This window comes from Flectobacillus longus (assembly GCF_030056705.1).
GTDB lineage: Bacteria > Bacteroidota > Bacteroidia > Cytophagales > Spirosomataceae > Flectobacillus > Flectobacillus longus.
Genome location: NZ_JASHIC010000035.1, coordinates 31,890 through 50,041 on the forward strand (window position 1 = coordinate 31,890; position 18,152 = coordinate 50,041).

Here is an 18,152-nt window from a genome sequence, read left to right on the forward strand (position 1 = left end):
ATAAATTTTACGGTTTTACTTACCACTTTTACTGGTCTATGCCACACGAATATTTTTCTTCCATAATTTAGAAGTATCAACAAAATGGAAAAGACCATGGTTATTTATGATACCGTCAAGCAGTATAGTCAGACATTCAACAACTCAGCGTTGCATCCTCTGATTAGTTTAGTCGATTTGGGGAAATCGAATCCTTTACCTCGTAGTAAATTCAAAATGGGGATTTATGCTATTATTCTCAAAGAATCCAAGTGTGGTGATTTACGCTATGGTAATACTTACTATGATTATGATGAAGGGACTATTGTATTTTTTGCTCCTGAACAAATTATTTCGACTGAGCCAGAAGGAGAAATTCATCAGCCCTTTGGCACTGCTTTGGTTTTTCATCCAGACTTAATCAAGGGAACATCTTTGGGGCGTCAAATTCACGAGTTTAGCTATTTTTCTTATCAGTCAAACGAAGCATTACACGTATCTGAACGAGAAAAAGAAACTATCATGAATTGTATCGAAAATATTTCTTCTGAAATAAATCAAAATATTGATAGGCATAGCAAAAAGCTTATTATTGCTAATCTTGAGCTATTATTGAAATACTTTTCAAGATTTTATGACCGACAGTTTATCACTCGTGAGGAAGTTCATCAAGGTATCCTTTTGCAATTTGACCAACTATTGACCGATTATGTATATGGGAAAGATTTGGCGACGAAAGGGCTTCCATCGGTAGCATATTTTGCAGATTGCCTGCATTTATCCGCTAATTATTTTGGAGATTTAATCAAGAAGGAGACAGGAAAAACGGCACTAGAGTATATCCAATTAAAATTATTGGATTTTGCCAAGGAACGTGTTTTGGATACTACTAAATCGTTAAGTGAGATTTCGTATGAATTGGGTTTCAAGTACCCGCAACATTTTACTAGATTTTTTAAACAGAAACTAGGTGTCACACCATTAGAATATCGCTTAAATTAGCCCTGAACCACCCTTAATTGAGTGAATGAGTAATTATTTTCAAATTAGGATTGCATTCCAATTTTTTGATAATACAATACTGGGTGACACAATTTTATTACGTCTTTACAAGTGAAATATTTATTTAAAAAAATAATCACTCATTCACTCAATTCAAGCTTTTTATTTACTTGTTCAGACTATTTCTTCGTGTATTGTACATTTGCCAATAACCTCGTTTGTTGCTGTCATTCAAATAAGAATGATTGACTAAGGTTTCAACTAATTGTTGTTTTTTTAGTAATGGCATAAATATTTTTTCTATTCTACTTTCCAATACTCCTATTCTTTTGCCAAATTCCACAAAATCGGCTTTGGAAGGATGTCCTGAGTTTTTGAATTCTATACTTTGAAAATCATCCACAAATAGCCCTCTGTCTAAGGCAAAATCAGTATCATCAACATGAAGTCTTGTATTGATTAAATCATAGGCTGGACTCATGAAATAATCCCCACCAGAAGACTCAAGCAAGGAAAAGTTTTTCAAATGGGCATCGCCATTGCTAAATAAATAATTGAACACCACCAGTACAAAATACTTTTCAATCTCGACACGCCACGCTGGTACGTACTGTTTTATGAGTGCGCCAATTTCTTCATAGCTGTATTCGTATTTGAAATTAGCACCAGCATTATCTTTCGTTTTTCCTGCCAAGGTTGCAAAATCCTCTTTACCCCATTTTCCTCCATCTTTTTTTACATCAAATCTTTTGGTGATATAGGCTGGCGAACCATCTTTAAAAAATATCAAAGCATTTTCTGCGGTATTGAGTCCGTACACTTGTTTGGCAATTTGCATCGTCAAATGCTCGTTAGCGGGTACTTGCTCGACTTTCTTTAAATCTCTCGGAATTGGTTTTAAAATATAAGTACCTTGTTCTCCTTGATGCGTTAAGCGAAGTTGATTTTTTTCGAGTACTAAACTCAATTTCTCTTGCACCCCTGAAATAGAAATGCGTTTGCGATTCTCGATAAATAACTCTGCTACTTCTTCATTTTGTTGGGCTTGTTCATAAGGCAAAATGTGGATTACCTTTTTTCCATTAAACATATTTTTCAAGCAACTCGGACTGTAAGTAGAAAATCCTTCTGCTAATGTTCCTGGACAATATTTTAATGTATTTAGATTCATTTTATACGACAGGTTTTACCGTTACTGCTCCAATAGTGTCGCTTTGTGCTGTCGCCATCAACAAGCCAAAACTATCATCTTCGTCTATGCGTAGTTGTGTACTTTGTAATTTACGATTTACCCCTTCGCTAAGCATATTAAAAAAGAACGGGAACAGTACCTCGCTTGTATATTCTTGCTTGTTCTTTGGAAGTGTAAGGCTTATGGCTGGCATTTTGATATCGTCAAAATATATTTTTTCATACTTAAAAATATATCGCTTCCGATTTTCTTCCATGAGTATTCCTGCAAAAATACCATTTCGATAAACAGCTGCTTTTCTCATTGTTTACACACTTTTTCTAATATTCATTGATAATTCTAAGCCAAGAACTTCAGCTAATTTGTTAAGTATATCTAAAGAAGGATTTCCTTGCCCTCGTTCGAGTTTATACAGTGTATTTGTACTTATGCCTGCCAACTCAGCCAAATGAGGTTGGGTAATCTTCAATTCTTTTCGTCTTATTTTGATGATATTTCCTAAATCTTGAACTAACATTATATTGTGATTTTTTATGTAAAAATATCTATTTCTAATAAAAAATAAACTAAAAATCACATTATATTATGATTTTAGTAAAATATCACAATACAGATATTAAAATGACGCTAAAACACACATTATAATGTGATTTTATCGATATTACTCAAAAAAACAAATTTCCAAATGGATAATAAATATGCTAGAAAAAGGGAAATTATACCAAAGTAAAAACGACTTTTATAGGTCTTTTAGCTTTATAAAAACCCCTATACACTTCATATTGCCCAAAAGGACAAAATGTCCGCTAGCATTGTAAGCCTCTATTAAATCATCTTTTAAAAACGACTTTTATGGGTTATTTTAGAAAATTAACTTCTATAAGCAGTAGCTGAAAACTCTCAAGAGGACAAAATGTCCACTTGGTTTTCTCTCACCTAGAACATAAGTTTATGTATATAAATTTCCTCAAGAAGATCCTCTCTAATTTTAGTATTTTTTATCAAGCGGGCATAATGTCCGCTTGATAAAATCATTATTTTAAGAAGTTTTAATAACGACTTTTATGGGGTATTGAGCACTGAATCAAATGCTTATCATTGTTCAAAAACTATAAAAAATACAATTTTTATTTCAATAAAATATTGCAAAACTCAAACTATAAAAAACCAATAGCCCAAGTGGACAAAATGTCCACTTGGGCTATTGGTAGAAAAGTAGATACTGTAATCTAATCAGTCATAAAACTTTCAAGCGAATTTACCAATTGTTTTAGTTGATAAAAGTGCACTTTAGATTTTGACGATTGAATCATCTTAAGCATAGTATCAATATCCTTAAAAACTTTGTCGGTAGCAGTCGCATTTGAAGAATTAGACACAGGCGTTGGCTGAGCAACAAGCAAATCTAAGGCCTCTACACTTGAGATAGGTTGTTCGATAACCGTTTTACTCAATTGTTGAATTACTTTTTTAGGAATCTTTACTTCACCCGCAAGTACTTGCTTACGAAAATCAATATCTAGCTTTTCAAGACCACTGGCAAAATCCCCATCTCTACGAATAGTTTTTTCATCAACCTTAAATTGCTGCGCAATTTTTTCGGAAGTTTTTAATTCCACTCCTTCAGCCAAAAAATTAGATTCTTTAATGGTCAATTTCTCAGCATTGTATCTCAAACCACGATAATAGGCCATCTGTGTTGGACTCAGATTTCGACGACCCATTTGTAGGTCAAGCATATAATTTCTAACATCAAGAATTGTCTCAAAAAACATCAAAACAATATTGAATGGTAGATTATGTTTTTGACAAATCAAGTATCTATTATGACCATCTACCAATACAAACAGCTCGAGATCAGTCTCAGAATTAGGATTTACTTTTTGTTCAGTGGTTTGCCAAATCACTAAAGAGTCCTTACAGCCATTTGCTAAAATATTAGTTTCGAGCCCTTCAAATTCATCTTTTTGTAAAGGTTGAATCAAGTCTTTGAGTTCATCTAAAATCGTGATTCGTTGTTTAATATTCTCATTCGAAATCAAACCTGAAGTCACTGTTTTGGTAACATTTGATTTCATTTGAGCTTTAAAATCTATCTTCTTAGCCATCTATTTCGAATTACGTTTTGAATTAATATTATTGAGGAGCTCCAGAGCCAACTCATCATAAGATTTGGCAGCAGCAGAATTTTTATCAAAGTCAAAAATTGGGGCTTTTAAAGCTTGAGCTTTTTTAATTTCGATTCCTTTCTTAATCTCAGTATCAAAAATATTGACACTTTGATAGTTCTCTCTTACGGCCTCTTTCATACTAGTGTGTACCGTATTTTTCTCAACAATCGTAAACAAAATACCTTCAATATGTAGTGTTGGATTTGAAAAAATCTGAGTTTCGTAAATTACGCCAAAAAGCGAGTTAAGACCATTCACTGCATTCATTTCAGGTTGCATAGCCACTATGCACGAATTAGCGGCATTCAATGCGTTGAGTGTCAATACCGATAGGGAAGGGGGGCAGTCAATCAAAATAAAATCGTAAATATCCAGAAATGGAACTAGAGCTCTTTGCAAACGTTGTTGACTAGCTGGAGCCGACAGTAAGATTTGTTCGGCCTTTTGGAGTTCTAAGTCAGATGGTGCAATATGCAAATACTCAGTAACTTCTTCGATATGCAATGGAATGGTATAATTCACCAAAGAATTAAATACTTGTCCATTTTCGGTAGTTACGTTAAATATCTGACTCAAGTTTCCTTGCGAGTCGAGGTCAATTAATAGTACTTTCAAGCCACGATTTGATAACGCTTCACCCAAATAGGCTGTTGTAGTTGTCTTTCCTACACCACCTTTGTTATTGGCTATAGCAATAACAGTAGCTTTAAGGTTGAAAGCTTCGTTGTAACCATATTTCATTAAAACAGGTAACAATTTGCTACGTTGCTTGTCAGTAAGTTCGCGTTTGAGAGAGATAATTTGAGTAAGCGAACGAATCGCCATACCAGCTTCTTTTTCAATACCGGTTATGGTGAGGGCTGGATTTCTATTGAGAAAACGAATTAGTAAGTCTGTAGTAAGCATAAAAAAACATTTATTGCGTAAATATAATATTTGTAATCTATTTGAACAATAAATGTCTTTTTTTATATCTTATAAAACCAAACCAAATTCTTTTGCTTTTGGAAGATAGGGTTCTTTGATTTTTTGAAAATTAGAAGCAAAATGATTTTTACACCAAGTTACAACAAAACTTGTTACCATAAACTGCTGATTTTGAATAGCTCCATAAAATTTCATTGGAATAGAGCTTTCGTCCGAAGCCAAAATATACTCCCATACCAATTCATCTGTAACAGTTTTAGGGCCATTTTCAATTTTACCTTTAAGTTCATTATAAATAGCAACTCCAACAGACGTATCAGACTTCAACAAATGGATAGCATATTCCAAGCAGTCATCATAATAGGCTTTAAGCAAAGAATCTTTTTGGTAAGTAATCGACTTTTCTTGGACTTTAATATTCTCCGTAATAATCAACTGTTCTTGATGAGCTCTAATCTTGAGTTCTTTGGTTTCTTGTTGTTTGACAATATCTTCGGCACTCACCATCTTTTGTAAATAACGAGCTGGATCTTGTACTTTTCCTTGTTTTATTTCTTTGAGTGTATATTCTACTCCTGCCAAAATTTGGGCATAAGGATATTTCTTAAACCAGGTATTCACAACTGCCTCTGTAACATAATCTTTCACGAGTGTGTGAATCTCTACAATTTGGAATTGCAAACTTTCATCCACTTTTGTCTTCTGGCGATTTTCGATAATAATAAAGCGTAAACGAATTACTTTTTTTCCTGATTTAATTTCTTCAAAATCAAAATATAAATCCGAACTACTCTCTAATTCTGTTCTGGCTTGTTGCAATACTTTAAGTTTGAAATCAAAATAATTTTTGTATCTGGTCGAAAGCCCCAAACGATCTTTCAAATCTTCAACATCTAACTCAAATGAACCAAAGCGCTCGTATTGTTTACAGAATTCATAAAATCGAATGGCATAAATACTATCTAAAAAAAGTAGATTACGTATATCTAAAACCGTAAAGTTTTCTTTGATTTGTAAAAGGAAGGGTTTGAGCTTATTGGAAAACTCAAAAATAAATTTTGCCTCAACTTTGTCATAAACGATTGAGCTAAAGAAGTTTGCTTCTAATTTGATTTTATCATCTTCGTAATAAATATCTTTTTTACGAAGTTTGGTCAGTTCTTCTTGTAAGTATTTTAATAAGTTTTTGGTTTTCCCACCTACAAAGTTTTGAAATTCTTTCAAAGAAATCTGAACATCAGGCAAATCGTCATTACTCTGATCGACAGATGCAATGACTTTCAGAAAAACTTTCATCTGTACTGCTGTAATGTCAAACTTAGCATTAATAATCGGATTGGTCTTGACTAATCTATTAGGATCTCTCGAAATAACTTCAATGGCTTTTTCTCTATGCTCTTTACTCATGGATGATTTGGGCAATGATTTAGATGGTAGAACGACTAATTATTTCTTTAGTCGTTTTTACGAAATTAGTACCTTGAAGTCACAAAAAAAAGTAAAAACGACACAATTTATCCACAGTCGTTTTTACAAAATGTGGATAAATCCCCATAAAAGTCGTTATTGACCCATAAAAGTCGTTATTGTACCCCATAAAAGTCGTTTTATGACCCATAAAAGTCGTTTTATATCCCATAAAAGTCGTTTTATGACCCATAAAAGTCGTTTTTATGGTACTTAAACCATTGAAAATCAATTAGTTGCGAAGCCTGAAAGAATAGAAAGAAAAGGAAAGAAATGAAAGAATTTGACAAACAGCGTTGATTTTTTTTTAATTTTTTTAAAAGTTTAAAAATAAGGATTTTTTCATTCAGTGATTTAGAAAGAATTGTTTATTGCGGCACCCCATAAAAGTCGTTTTTCTTTTTTCAGCGAAAAAAGAAAAACGAAAAAAAATCAAGTAAACTTTCAGAGGGAATTTTTTAACTTTAAAAAGCGCTCATATTTTGATTTTAAGCGCTCAAAATACTCGACTTAGGTATTTTATCATTTACTCAGCAAAAAGTCTCGCAAAATGATTTTCTAGGTGGTTTCTCATGCCATTACGGAAAAGTTCTGGCGAGCCATTCTCAAGAATGTCAACCAAGCCTTTATGAGAAACAAATTTCCTTTGTGGTAAATCTTTCTTCAGTAGACCACTATTGTGTACATAATCAAAAATAGGGAGTAACATTTTCTGAAAACTCTTGAGTGTTTTGTTTCCAGTAATTTCATAGAGTTTTCCATGAAAATTAATTTCGTGTTCGATATTGAACAAATGAGATTCGCTAGAACTAGGTTCATTCTTGACAATTTCCTTCAACTCATCGATATCCTTTTGCGTAATTTTTTGAAAAATTAAATCTGCCATACCAATTTCCAACACCAAACGCAATTCAAAAATTTCACGCAAAGTATCCTCATCGAGAATGTAAGGATTCATGCTTTTGCTCATGATACTTACAATGTCGGGGCTTGTAATCACCGAACCTTTTTTCTTTTTGGATTCAATAATACCCATAGTACGCAGTCGAGTAATCGCTTCACGGATTACTGTTCTACTCACGCCCAAAAGCTCAACTAATTCTACTTCTTTGGGAATTACATCACCAACTTTGAGTTTGCGGCTTTGGAGCAACTCCACCAAATTGGCCTCAACTTTATCTACCAACGAACTATTATCTACTGTGATAAAGCTATCATTAAAATCTTCATTTGTCATATTATGTATTACTTATTTTTATAAAAGTAGTATAATCTATCGAATTTGAAAAGCAAAAATCATGAAAATTCGAGCAAAAAGGCATTTAATCGCCATTTAATTATTTTGTCTAACATGAAGCTTATGTTTTCTATAAATCACTCATATATTATAAATGATTATTCATAATTATGATTATAAGTATTACATGTTATTAGCATAAAAGCTTATAAATAAGTGCTACCATTTCAAATAAGTAAGTATTTACTACTAAAATAAAATAATTTATAAAAATGTTACTAAAAACTTGCATAAATGACTCGCTAGTCTATACCTTTGTTATGTCATACATAATACATTAACTAAACTTTAATATGAAAAACATTTATCAGAAAGTGGGTTTACTCATGATTTGCATTTTGTGGACATTTGTTTCATGGGGGCAAAGCAAAAAAGTGAGCGGAAAAATTACCGCTTTAGAAAATGGCGAAGCGCTGCCCGGTGTTTCGATTCTCTTGAAAGGGAAAACACAAGGAGCCAGTACCAACGAAAAAGGAGAGTTCTCTTTGATGGCTACTGAAGGGGATATTTTGGTGATAAGCTATGTGGGATATATCAAGGAGGAAATCAAAATAGGAACTGCAACAAATTTGAGCATTCAGTTGCGTTCGGATGTTACTTCTTTGGGAGAAGTAGTGGTGGTAGGGTATGGAACACAATCGAGACGCAACATAACCAGCTCGATTGGAAAACTCGAAAAAGACATTCTTGCTAATGCCCCAAGAGCCAACCTTGGGACAGCCTTACAAGGGTCTTTGGCTGGTTTGCAAGTCATCAACCGTTCGGGTACACCTGGAGCGGCACCTACCATTTTGCTTCGTGGGGGCGCCTCAATCAACAGCCCTGGAGCGCCGTTGGTTGTAGTTGATGGTGTTATTAGAGCACTCAATGATATTGCGCCAGACGATATTGAATCGATGGAGCTTTTGAAAGATGCTGCGTCAACAGCCATTTATGGTGCAAGAGCCAACAATGGGGTTATTTTGATTACTACCAAACAAGGAAAAGCAGGTGTTGCAAGAGTGAATTACAAATTTACCTTGGGTTATAACAAAAACCGAGAAGGATATAAGTACATGAATGCGCGTGATTATATCTATTACAATCGTTTGGGAAATTTGAACTCAGGTAGAACATTGGCGCAAGTCAATGCTACTCGTGGGTATGGCTTATTGACGGATGCTGCCAATTTAGGCTTATTTGATATTCGTGCCAATACGCCTGTCAATGCGGGTCTGTTGGCGCAAGGCTGGCAATCGCTAGACGACCCTTATGGCGGTTCAATTTTGTACAAAGATCATGGTGGCGAAATTGAGAATCTGATTTTTAGAAATACCTATACGCAAGACCATTACCTGAGTGTAGAAGGGGGTAATGATAAAGGGAAATATTTTGCAAGTTTTGACTATTACAACGAACAAGGTGTAATTGTTGGTTCTGATTACAAGCGTTATACAGGTAATCTGAACGGTTCTTATAAAGTAAGACCTAACTTGGAAATTTCGACGGGAGCAACGTTTTCGACTTCGTCTCAAATCGGAACGCTTGGTTCGGAAGCCAATACTTTGTACAGAAGTTTAGCAATTTGGCCAACGATGAATCCTTGGTTGGATTCTTTGAAAACTCAGCCAAACCCCGGCAATGGCGTTACAGATGGAAACCCATTGTATTGGTTACAAAAAACAAAGCGTGAAAATGAGGTAAATCGTATTACGGTCAATGCTTCGGCGAAGTATGATATTACCAAAGATTTATATTTGAAGGTTTCAGGCAATGCGTATTTGTTTGAGTCACTGAACAACTCATTTAGTTTAGCTACTCAAAACTATACAAACTTGTACACTAATCCAGTGTCGTATAGCAATACTACTAGAAATGCGTCATCATTGTTCTCTCGTTCGTTTCAGCAGCAATACAATGCGATTTTGAATTACCAGAAAAATCTGGGAGATAAACATCATTTGACTGCCATGATTGGTACGGAATATTTCAAACAAAAAACTTTTGAAATGCAAGTTTTAGGTCAAAATGCACCAACCGATGACATTGAAACCGCCAATGCTTCGACCACATTTGCTGCTGGAAGTAATTATTCTTACAAAGACGAATATCGAATTTTCTCACAATTTGGTCGCTTGAACTATGATTTCGATGAGCGCTATTTATTAAATTTTGTAGTAAGAAGAGATGGTATTTCAAGTTTGGCTTCGGATAATCGATTTGGTATTTTTCCGGGAATGTCGGCAGGTTGGAATTTGCACAAAGAAGAGTTTTTCAAAAATAGTAGTTTGAGTGATTACGTGAGTTCAGTAAAACCAAGATTTAGTTACGGAGTAAACGGTAACGTAGCAGGTATTGGGAACTATGAAGTGCAAGGAGTTTATGGTTCGCAAGGAAATTATAATACCAATTTGGGCTTTTTGAGCACAAGCATTATTAACACAGGCTTGCGATGGGAGAAAAGTACCACTTTGGACGTTGGTGTAGACGTTGGTTTACTCAAAAATCGTATCAGCTTAATGGTGGATTATTATGACCGTCGTACCAGCGATTTGTTGACCAACTTGACCCTACCAAGTTACACAGGATACAGCTCCGTGCGTACCAATTTGGGTACATTCCAAAATACAGGTCTGGAACTGACTTTGAATGCAACAATTCTACAAAAACCAAACGGATTAGTTTGGAATGTTGGGGGTAATGTTTCATTTGTTGCAAACAAAATTTTACAACTTCCATTCAACGGCAATGAAAATAATCGCCAAGGAGGTCTACAAGTTTATGACCCTGCACAAGGAAAAGTCGTGTGGGTAGGAGGTTTGCAAGAAGGTCAGCCATTGGGAGCTATTTATGGCTACAAACAAGTGTCGATTTTCAAAAATGATGAAGAAGTAGCTCGCATTGCGGGTAATAGAGTAGATAATGTTGCAGCAATTGGCGGCCCATCGACAACAATGACTAATAAAATTACCCCAGGAGATGTCAATTGGCTCGACGTAGATAACAACAATATCATCGACTCTCGCGACCAAGTGTATTTGGGAAATGTCAACCCTAATGTCATAGGAGGATTTACTTCAACCTTGTCTTACAAACGCTTTTCGCTCTTTACCAGATTTGATTTTGCATTAGGACATACGATTTATAATGACCTTGTGGCTCGTACACTGGGTAACTATCAGGGAACTTTCAACTATCTCGAATTGCAGAAAAATGCTTGGTCACCAACCAATACCGATACTGATATTCCAAAAGTGTATTATGCAGACCAAGTAGGAGCACCAGCAGGAAAGAAAAACTATACGAGAGCCAATAACGCTGGAGCGGTTTTGAATGGCAACAACTCAAGATTTTATGAAAAAGGAGATTACTTAGCTTGTCGTGAAATTACCCTTTCTTATGATTTATCGAAAAGCACCATAGTGAATAAACTATTCTCTCAAGCTCGTATTTACGCCAACTTCAATAATCTTTTCTATATCACGAAGTTTAGCGGTCCTTCGCCAGAGCCAGCCTCAGGAGGAATCTATTCGGGTACGTATCCAACGCCAAGAACTGTTGTGATGGGAGTACAAGTGTCATTTTAATATTAAAGAAACCGATTTATGAAAAAGATATTTAAGATAACCTTTTTGGGAATAGCGATAGGTTTGGGAATGACTGCTTGTAATACAAGTCTCGATCTAGCGCCTATTAGTAGCATCAGTGATGCTAATTATTGGAAAACAGCCGATCAATTCGATGCTTTTGTTTCAGGAATTCATTCTAGACTAAGAAGTCATAATGCCAATATTCAAGCCTTGGGCGAAATGCGCTCTGATATATTTGGTACTGAAGCTAATAATGCCAGTACCTTCACGGGTGAGGCTACACAAGGCTTAGAAAGAATGTGGCAACATACCCTCGATTTAGACAATTCAGGCGTGAGCAATTTTGGAGGATTTTATACCAATATTGTGCAGTTGAATTTATTGATTAGTAAGTTAAATACGACCAATATTGTAAGTACTACCAACAAGAATTACTATTTGGGAATAGCCTACGGAATGCGTGCCTATTATTACTTCCATTTGTATCGTACATGGGGAAGCGTAGTGATTCAGACTGAGCCAGTTTTGTCCATTGATATTGCCAACTTGGCGAAGGAGGCTTCTCCAGAATCAGCAGTGATGGATTTGATAAAATCAGATATTGATAAATCTATTGCTAGTTTTGGTAGCGATTATTCTTTCAGAAATAATAAAGGCTATTGGTCAAAAGCCGCTTCATTGATGCTCAAAGCAGAAGTATCATTATGGAATAGTCAAAGAGGTGGTGGCGTAGCCGATGCTACAACAGCATTGAATGCTTTGAACGAAATCAGAACCAATATCCCAAACCTTACGCTGTTGCCAAGTTTTAGCAATGTTTTTGCCTCAAATAATAAAGGTAATAACGAAATCATTTTTGCTATTCGCTATGTGTTGAATGAAGCAAGTATGGGTTTTGTATCAAGTAGCTTTGTTCCACAAACAGGCTTGATTTCAAACTTTTATGACTTGAATGGCTCTCGCCAGTTCAACGTAAATGTTGACAACTGGAGTGGCTTATTGCGTGCCCCTGTGCGTATTGCCACATTCAAAAAATTTGATGAAGCTGATACTCGTCGTTTGTCTTCGATTCAGCCAGCTTTTGAGAAGCGTAGCACAGGTTTTGAGTTGGTGGGCTGTTTTACCAATAAATTCCAAGGCGAGCAAAATGCAGGCTCACGTGTATATACCAACGATTATCCGATTTATCGTTTTGCTGATTTGTTGTTACTTACTGCCGAAGCGAAAATACTGTTAGGTCAAGATCCTTCTACCGAAATCAATCAGGTGCGTGCAAGAGCTTTTGGGGCTAATTATGTGGCTAGTAAATATGGCTTTCCGAATCAAGCCAGAGATAAAGACCCTAAAAATGCTATCTTAGATGAGCGTTTGTTTGAGTTTATTTTTGAAGGAAAACGTTGGTACGACCTTCGTAGATTTGGCAATAGTTATGTTTTTGCCAATACGACTTTATCAAGCAACGAAGCTTACAAAGTGCTATGGCCAATCGACCGTAACTCATTGACAAATAACCGTTCGTTGGTACAAACAACGGGGTATCCAAGCTTTTAATTTGAATTAAGAAAACTATAAAAAAGGCAATTATAGAGGTACAAGTGAAAAGATTTTAGAGTAAAACTGTACCTCTATGCCTTTGATTCATTGTCCCTAAAATAAATAATATTATGAAAATAGCTCATCTTCAAGGACTTATTGCTGCTCCTTTTACTCCTATGCACTCAAATGGAAGTTTGCATCTGGAATTGATTGAAGAATATTACCATTTGCTCAAATCCAATGGTGTGACAGGTGCCTTCATTTGTGGCTCAACTGGCGAAGGGGTTTCGTTGACGCATACCGAAAAACGAGCGGTTGCTCAGGCTTGGGCGAACGCAACTTTAGGTGATCCAGATTTTAAAGTAATGCTTTTTTTGGGCGGTACAAGTATTGCCGATTGTAAAGAGTTGGCGCTATATGCTCAAGAATTAGGCTTGTATGCTATTTCGTTTACTTCGCCCTTTTATTTTAAACCAAGTTCTGTAGAAAAGCTTGCAGAGGTTTGTCAAGAAGTAGCTTCTGTAGTGCCCGAGATGCATTTTTACTATTACCATATTCCTGTGTTGACTGGCGTTAACTTTGCCATGTATGATTTGTTGAAAGCCATAGATGGAAAAGTACCCAATTTTGCAGGAATCAAATATACGCATGAGGATTTCATGGATTATCAGTCGTGTTTAGAATTTCAAAGCAGGAAATATGATATGCTTTGGGGACGCGATGAAAATATGCTGGCAGCTTTGAGTTTAGGTGCAAAAGGTGCTGTAGGAAGTACCTTCAACTATGCTGCACCTTTGTACCATGATTTGATTGAGGCTTTTGACAAAAATGATTTACCTAAAGCCAGAGCCTTACAAATGCAATCTATCGAAATGATTCGTTTGTTGGGCAAATATGGGGGAATCGCAACAGGAAAAGCTTACATGAAATTGGTTGATTTAGATTGTGGAATGTTTAGATTACCCGTTAGAAATATGACAGATACTCAATTCGAACTTTTCAAGAAGGATGTCGAAGCATTGAATTTCTCTGTATTTTGTTCAAAAATGCACGCTTAAATTATGAAAAATTTACTTATGTCTACGATTATTTCTTGTATGGGATATAGCAATGATATGTTGAATGATGTACAGCCTCAAATTCAGTGGTCGGTATTGCATTCATTGCCAGTGGCCAATGGACATACCAAACAAGCGGGTTTGGCTGGCCCAATCGTTGGTGTATCTCAAAATGTGTTGATGATAGCTGGTGGAGCTAATTTTGAAGATGCTTTGCCTTGGGAGGGTGGAAAAAAGAAGTATTTCGATGACATTTATGTATTACACAAAGATACTAATAAGGCGCTTTTCTGGCATTCTCAAACTTTTCGACTGCCTCAAAAAATGGCTTATACAACCACCGTTCAGTCTTCTCAAGGGCTGATTTGTATCGGTGGCGAAGACCAAGAAGGTTATCGAAAAGATGTTTTTATTCTGAAATGGAATCCACAGAAGGAACAACCAGCCATAGAATCTTTGCCTGATTTACCTCAAGGCATTAGTAATGCGGCAGCCACCATTGTTCATGATTCGGATATATACTTGGCTGGTGGCGAAACCCAATCGGGTGTTTCGAGTCAATTACTCAAGTTGGATTTGAAACATATATCACTTGGTTGGCAACTCGTTGCAGCGCTTCCTGTGCATCTTTCACATTCTTTACTGTTTAATCTCAACCATCAATTATATCTAGTTGGCGGACGCCAAAGGCAAGCCAATGGCATAAGCGACTTTTACGATTCTTGCTATTCTTTTGATAGTGATAAAAAAGCTTGGACTGCACAAAAATCTTTGCCTTATGCTATTTCGGCAGGAACTGGGGTTGTGGTAGGCAAAAATCAATGTATGTTATTTGGTGGAGATAAGGGCGAAACTTTTCATCAGGTAGAAATTTTGTTGGCACAAATCGCCCAAGAATCTGACCCTGAGAAGAAGACTAAACTCATTGCGCAGAAAAATATTTTACAGGTCAATCACCCAGGTTTTAGTCGCGAAATATTACTTTTTGATTCCCAGAAAAATACATGGAAAAAGCTTGGCAATATTCCTTTTTCTGTGCCAGTAACCACTACGGCTATTACTTGGGATAACAAAGTCATTATTCCTTCAGGCGAAATAAAAGCAGGAGTAAGAAGTGTAGAAATATTAGTAGGAGAAATCAAATAGGGTTTTAGAAGAGGTATTTGTTAGTGATGAGTTGTGAATTGTGGGTTTAAGATTAATACTGTAAGAGAGTTGAGCTTTATCATTAAAATAAAATTGGTGTAGCGGTAACTCTTGCAGTTACCTCATTCAAAATATAAAATATTTGTAAACAAAAGTTTACGCAAAGAACTCAGCACTCATACTTAATTCGTTTGTTCAGTTTTTTATAAAACATAATACCGAGGTTGATATTCGCAATCAAAAATCCAAAATCAATAATCAAAATGTTATCGAATTCCAAAAACTATAAATGGCTTGTTGTAGCGCTACTTTGGGTGGTGGCATTGCTCAATTACCTCGATCGACAGATGCTTTCGACCATGAAAGCAAGTATGCAGGTATCGATTGTTGAGCTTCAGACTGCTACAAATTTTGGGCAATTAATGGCCATTTTTCTTTGGATATATGGGCTTATGAGTCCTATCTCAGGATTGGCTGCCGATCGTATCAATCGCAAATGGATTATTGTCAGTAGTTTGTTTGTATGGTCTGCTGTGACATTATTGATGGGTTATGCTCAAAATTTTCCTCAATTGTTGGCTCTTCGGGCATTGATGGGCTTTAGCGAATCGTTGTACATTCCTGCCGCTTTGTCGCTTATCGCAGATTATCATGATTCTAAAAGCCGTTCAATTGCCATTGGCATTCACATGACGGGCTTGTATATAGGTCAATCGCTTGGTGGATTTGGAGCAACGATTGCGGCATCTTTTTCATGGCAGGCAACTTTTCAACTATTTGGTTTTGTCGGTGTGGGATACGCCCTTTTACTAATAGTTTTATTAAAAGAAAATCGAAAAAAAGTAGAAGATAGTAGTATTGAATTGTCAGAAAATCAGATAGTTAATAATTTGAAAAGCTTGTTTGGGAATACCGCTTTTATCTTGTTATTACTTTATTTTACGATTCCTAGCTTGTCAGGCTGGGGTATCAAAAATTGGCTTCCTACGCTATTTTCTCAAAGTCTCCATATTGATATGGCTCAGGCTGGTCCGTTGTCTACCATCACCATGGCTTTTTCCTCTTTGGTTGGCGTTCTTGCAGGGGGATATTTATCTGACCGCTGGATACAAACACATATTCGAGGACGAATTTTTGTGAGCACCATTGGTTTGGGGCTCACGATTCCTGCCTTATTTTTACTCGGTTTTGGTACAGAAGTTTGGCATTTGGTAGGAGCTGCTATCTGTTTTGGATTAGGATATGGCATGTTCGATGCCAACAATATGCCTATTCTTTGTCAAATCGTTTCCGAAAAACAACGCGGTACTGCCTACGGACTTATGAATATGTGTGGGGTATTCGCAGGGGCATTGATTACCAATATTCTAGGAAAATCTACCGACCAAGGAAATCTAGGATATGATTTAGCGAGTTTGGGAGGCTTAGTTTTTATCGCTTTAGGGATTTTTCTAGCATTAATAAAGCCCAAAATAGCAAAGTGAAAATTGGATAGTTATGGACAAAGGGAAGAGCGATTGATTACCTGATGTGTACATGCTTCATCAAGGTAAGGGCTCTCCCTTTTCTTTCAATTTCTAAAAAATATACAATCCAAAATGAACATCCAACAACTTACATCATTAAGAGATTTTTATAAAAAACAATTACTAGAAGATACCATACCCTTTTGGTTTCCTCGAAGTATAGATTGGGAATATGGCGGTTATCTGCTCATGAGAGACCAAGATGGTTCGCTCATTGATGACGATAAAGCCGTTTGGATTCAGGGAAGAGCGGCTTGGACACTTTCGACTTTGGTAAATACTTTTGGCGAAAATGAAATGTGGCTCAATGGTGCCAAAAATGGGATAGATTTTCTGAACAAACATTGCTTTGATACCGACGGACAGATGTTTTTTCATGTAACTCGGCAAGGTGAAGGTATTAGAAAACGTCGTTACTATTTCTCTGAAACTTTTGCTGTAATTGCTCACGCTGCCTATGCCAAAGCATCGGGTGATGAGGCTGCGGCTCAAAAAGCTCGTGAGTTATTTGGTAAATGTTTGGAGTACGCCACCAATCCAACCTTACTACCAGCAAAGTTTACGAATACGCGTCCAACACGAGGTATAGGTGTACCGATGATTATGATGAATACCGCCCAGCAACTTCGTGAAACCATTGGTGATGAACGCTGTGATGTTTGGATTGAAACTTGGATTCAGCAAATAGAACAGTATTTTGTCAAAGACGATATTCGCTGTGTGATGGAAAGTGTGGCGCTCGATGGCAGTATTATCGACCATATCGACGGGCGTACTCTCAACCCTGGACATGCAATTGAAGGCGCTTGGTTTATTTTGCACGAAGCTCAATATCGTAACAACGACCCACATCTGATTGAATTAGGTTGTAAAATGCTCGATTATATGTGGGAAAGAGGTTGGGATAAAGAACATGGTGGTATTTTGTATTTTAGAGATGTTTACGACAAACCTGTACAAGAATATTGGCAAGATATGAAGTTTTGGTGGCCACATAACGAAACCATTATTGCTACTTTATTGGCTTACTTGATGACAGGAAATGAAAAATACGCCCAGTGGCACCAAATGGTACATGATTATGCCTATAAGCACTTTTATGACCCTGTTAATGGTGAATGGTATGGGTATTTACACCGTGATGGAAGTCTTGCGCAAACTGCCAAGGGTAATTTGTTTAAAGGGCCTTTTCATTTACCTCGCCAAGAATGGTATTGTTATAAAATTTTGAATGACTTTTTAGAAAAAAGAGGATAGAAAATCAGCGTTAGATTTTTAAATA

At 36.2% G+C, this 18,152-nt stretch carries 14 protein-coding genes; 7 read left to right on the top strand and 7 right to left on the bottom strand.

Annotation, left to right across the window (positions count from 1 at the left end; all coding sequences use genetic code 11):
• The first annotated feature begins 84 nt into the window (after window positions 1-84).
• Entirely contained in the window at window positions 85-981 is an 897-nt protein-coding gene (locus QM491_RS22385; RefSeq protein ID WP_283329759.1) for a helix-turn-helix domain-containing protein, read from the top strand.
• A 166-nt stretch (window positions 982-1,147) separates the two neighbouring features.
• Here the strand turns inward: QM491_RS22385 and QM491_RS22390 are convergent, their stop codons facing one another.
• The 7 genes from QM491_RS22390 to QM491_RS22420 form a co-directional block, all read right to left on the bottom strand.
• On the bottom strand, window positions 1,148-2,152 hold the full coding sequence (locus tag QM491_RS22390; RefSeq protein WP_283329760.1) for a type II toxin-antitoxin system HipA family toxin: 1,005 nt from the start codon (window positions 2,150-2,152) through the stop codon (window positions 1,148-1,150).
• 1 nt (window position 2,153) lies between these two features.
• Window positions 2,154-2,477, bottom strand: coding sequence for a HipA N-terminal domain-containing protein (locus QM491_RS22395; RefSeq protein ID WP_283329761.1), 324 nt, complete (start codon window positions 2,475-2,477; stop codon window positions 2,154-2,156).
• A 3-nt stretch (window positions 2,478-2,480) separates the two neighbouring features.
• Entirely contained in the window at window positions 2,481-2,690 is a 210-nt protein-coding gene (locus QM491_RS22400) for a helix-turn-helix domain-containing protein (protein WP_283329762.1), read from the bottom strand.
• 712 nt (window positions 2,691-3,402) lie between these two features.
• A complete protein-coding gene (locus QM491_RS22405) occupies window positions 3,403-4,281 on the bottom strand; it encodes a ParB N-terminal domain-containing protein (RefSeq protein WP_283329763.1) in 879 nt (292 codons plus the stop codon).
• Window positions 4,282-5,250, bottom strand: a complete 969-nt coding sequence (locus QM491_RS22410; protein ID WP_283329764.1) for a ParA family protein — start codon at window positions 5,248-5,250, stop codon at window positions 4,282-4,284.
• Between the two features lie 69 nt (window positions 5,251-5,319).
• Window positions 5,320-6,678 (bottom strand): replication initiation protein, encoded by a 1,359-nt coding sequence (locus tag QM491_RS22415; protein WP_283329765.1) that lies wholly within the window; start codon window positions 6,676-6,678, stop codon window positions 5,320-5,322.
• A gap of 586 nt (window positions 6,679-7,264) precedes the next feature.
• A complete protein-coding gene (locus tag QM491_RS22420; protein WP_283329766.1) occupies window positions 7,265-7,975 on the bottom strand; it encodes a FadR/GntR family transcriptional regulator in 711 nt (236 codons plus the stop codon).
• 353 nt (window positions 7,976-8,328) lie between these two features.
• On the opposite strand from QM491_RS22420, the gene QM491_RS22425 reads away from it, so the two are divergent.
• The 6 genes from QM491_RS22425 to QM491_RS22450 all read left to right on the top strand — a co-directional run bounded on the left by QM491_RS22425 (window position 8,329) and on the right by QM491_RS22450 (window position 18,127).
• A complete protein-coding gene (locus tag QM491_RS22425; protein WP_283329767.1) occupies window positions 8,329-11,601 on the top strand; it encodes a SusC/RagA family TonB-linked outer membrane protein in 3,273 nt (1,090 codons plus the stop codon).
• Window positions 11,602-11,619: 18 nt separating this feature from the next.
• Window positions 11,620-13,155: a SusD family outer membrane lipoprotein NanU gene (gene nanU / locus QM491_RS22430; protein ID WP_283329768.1), complete on the top strand. Its 1,536-nt coding sequence runs from the start codon at window positions 11,620-11,622 to the stop codon at window positions 13,153-13,155.
• A gap of 113 nt (window positions 13,156-13,268) precedes the next feature.
• The gene (locus tag QM491_RS22435) at window positions 13,269-14,198 is read left to right on the top strand and encodes a dihydrodipicolinate synthase family protein (protein WP_283329769.1); all 930 of its coding nucleotides are present in this window, start codon (window positions 13,269-13,271) and stop codon (window positions 14,196-14,198) included.
• A 3-nt stretch (window positions 14,199-14,201) separates the two neighbouring features.
• Window positions 14,202-15,344 (top strand): Kelch repeat-containing protein, encoded by a 1,143-nt coding sequence (locus QM491_RS22440; protein ID WP_283329770.1) that lies wholly within the window; start codon window positions 14,202-14,204, stop codon window positions 15,342-15,344.
• A gap of 263 nt (window positions 15,345-15,607) precedes the next feature.
• A complete protein-coding gene (locus QM491_RS22445; RefSeq protein WP_283329771.1) occupies window positions 15,608-16,828 on the top strand; it encodes an MFS transporter in 1,221 nt (406 codons plus the stop codon).
• Between the two features lie 114 nt (window positions 16,829-16,942).
• Complete coding sequence (locus tag QM491_RS22450) at window positions 16,943-18,127, top strand: AGE family epimerase/isomerase (protein ID WP_283329772.1); 1,185 nt, start codon at window positions 16,943-16,945, stop codon at window positions 18,125-18,127.
• The last annotated feature ends 25 nt before the right edge of the window (window positions 18,128-18,152 follow it).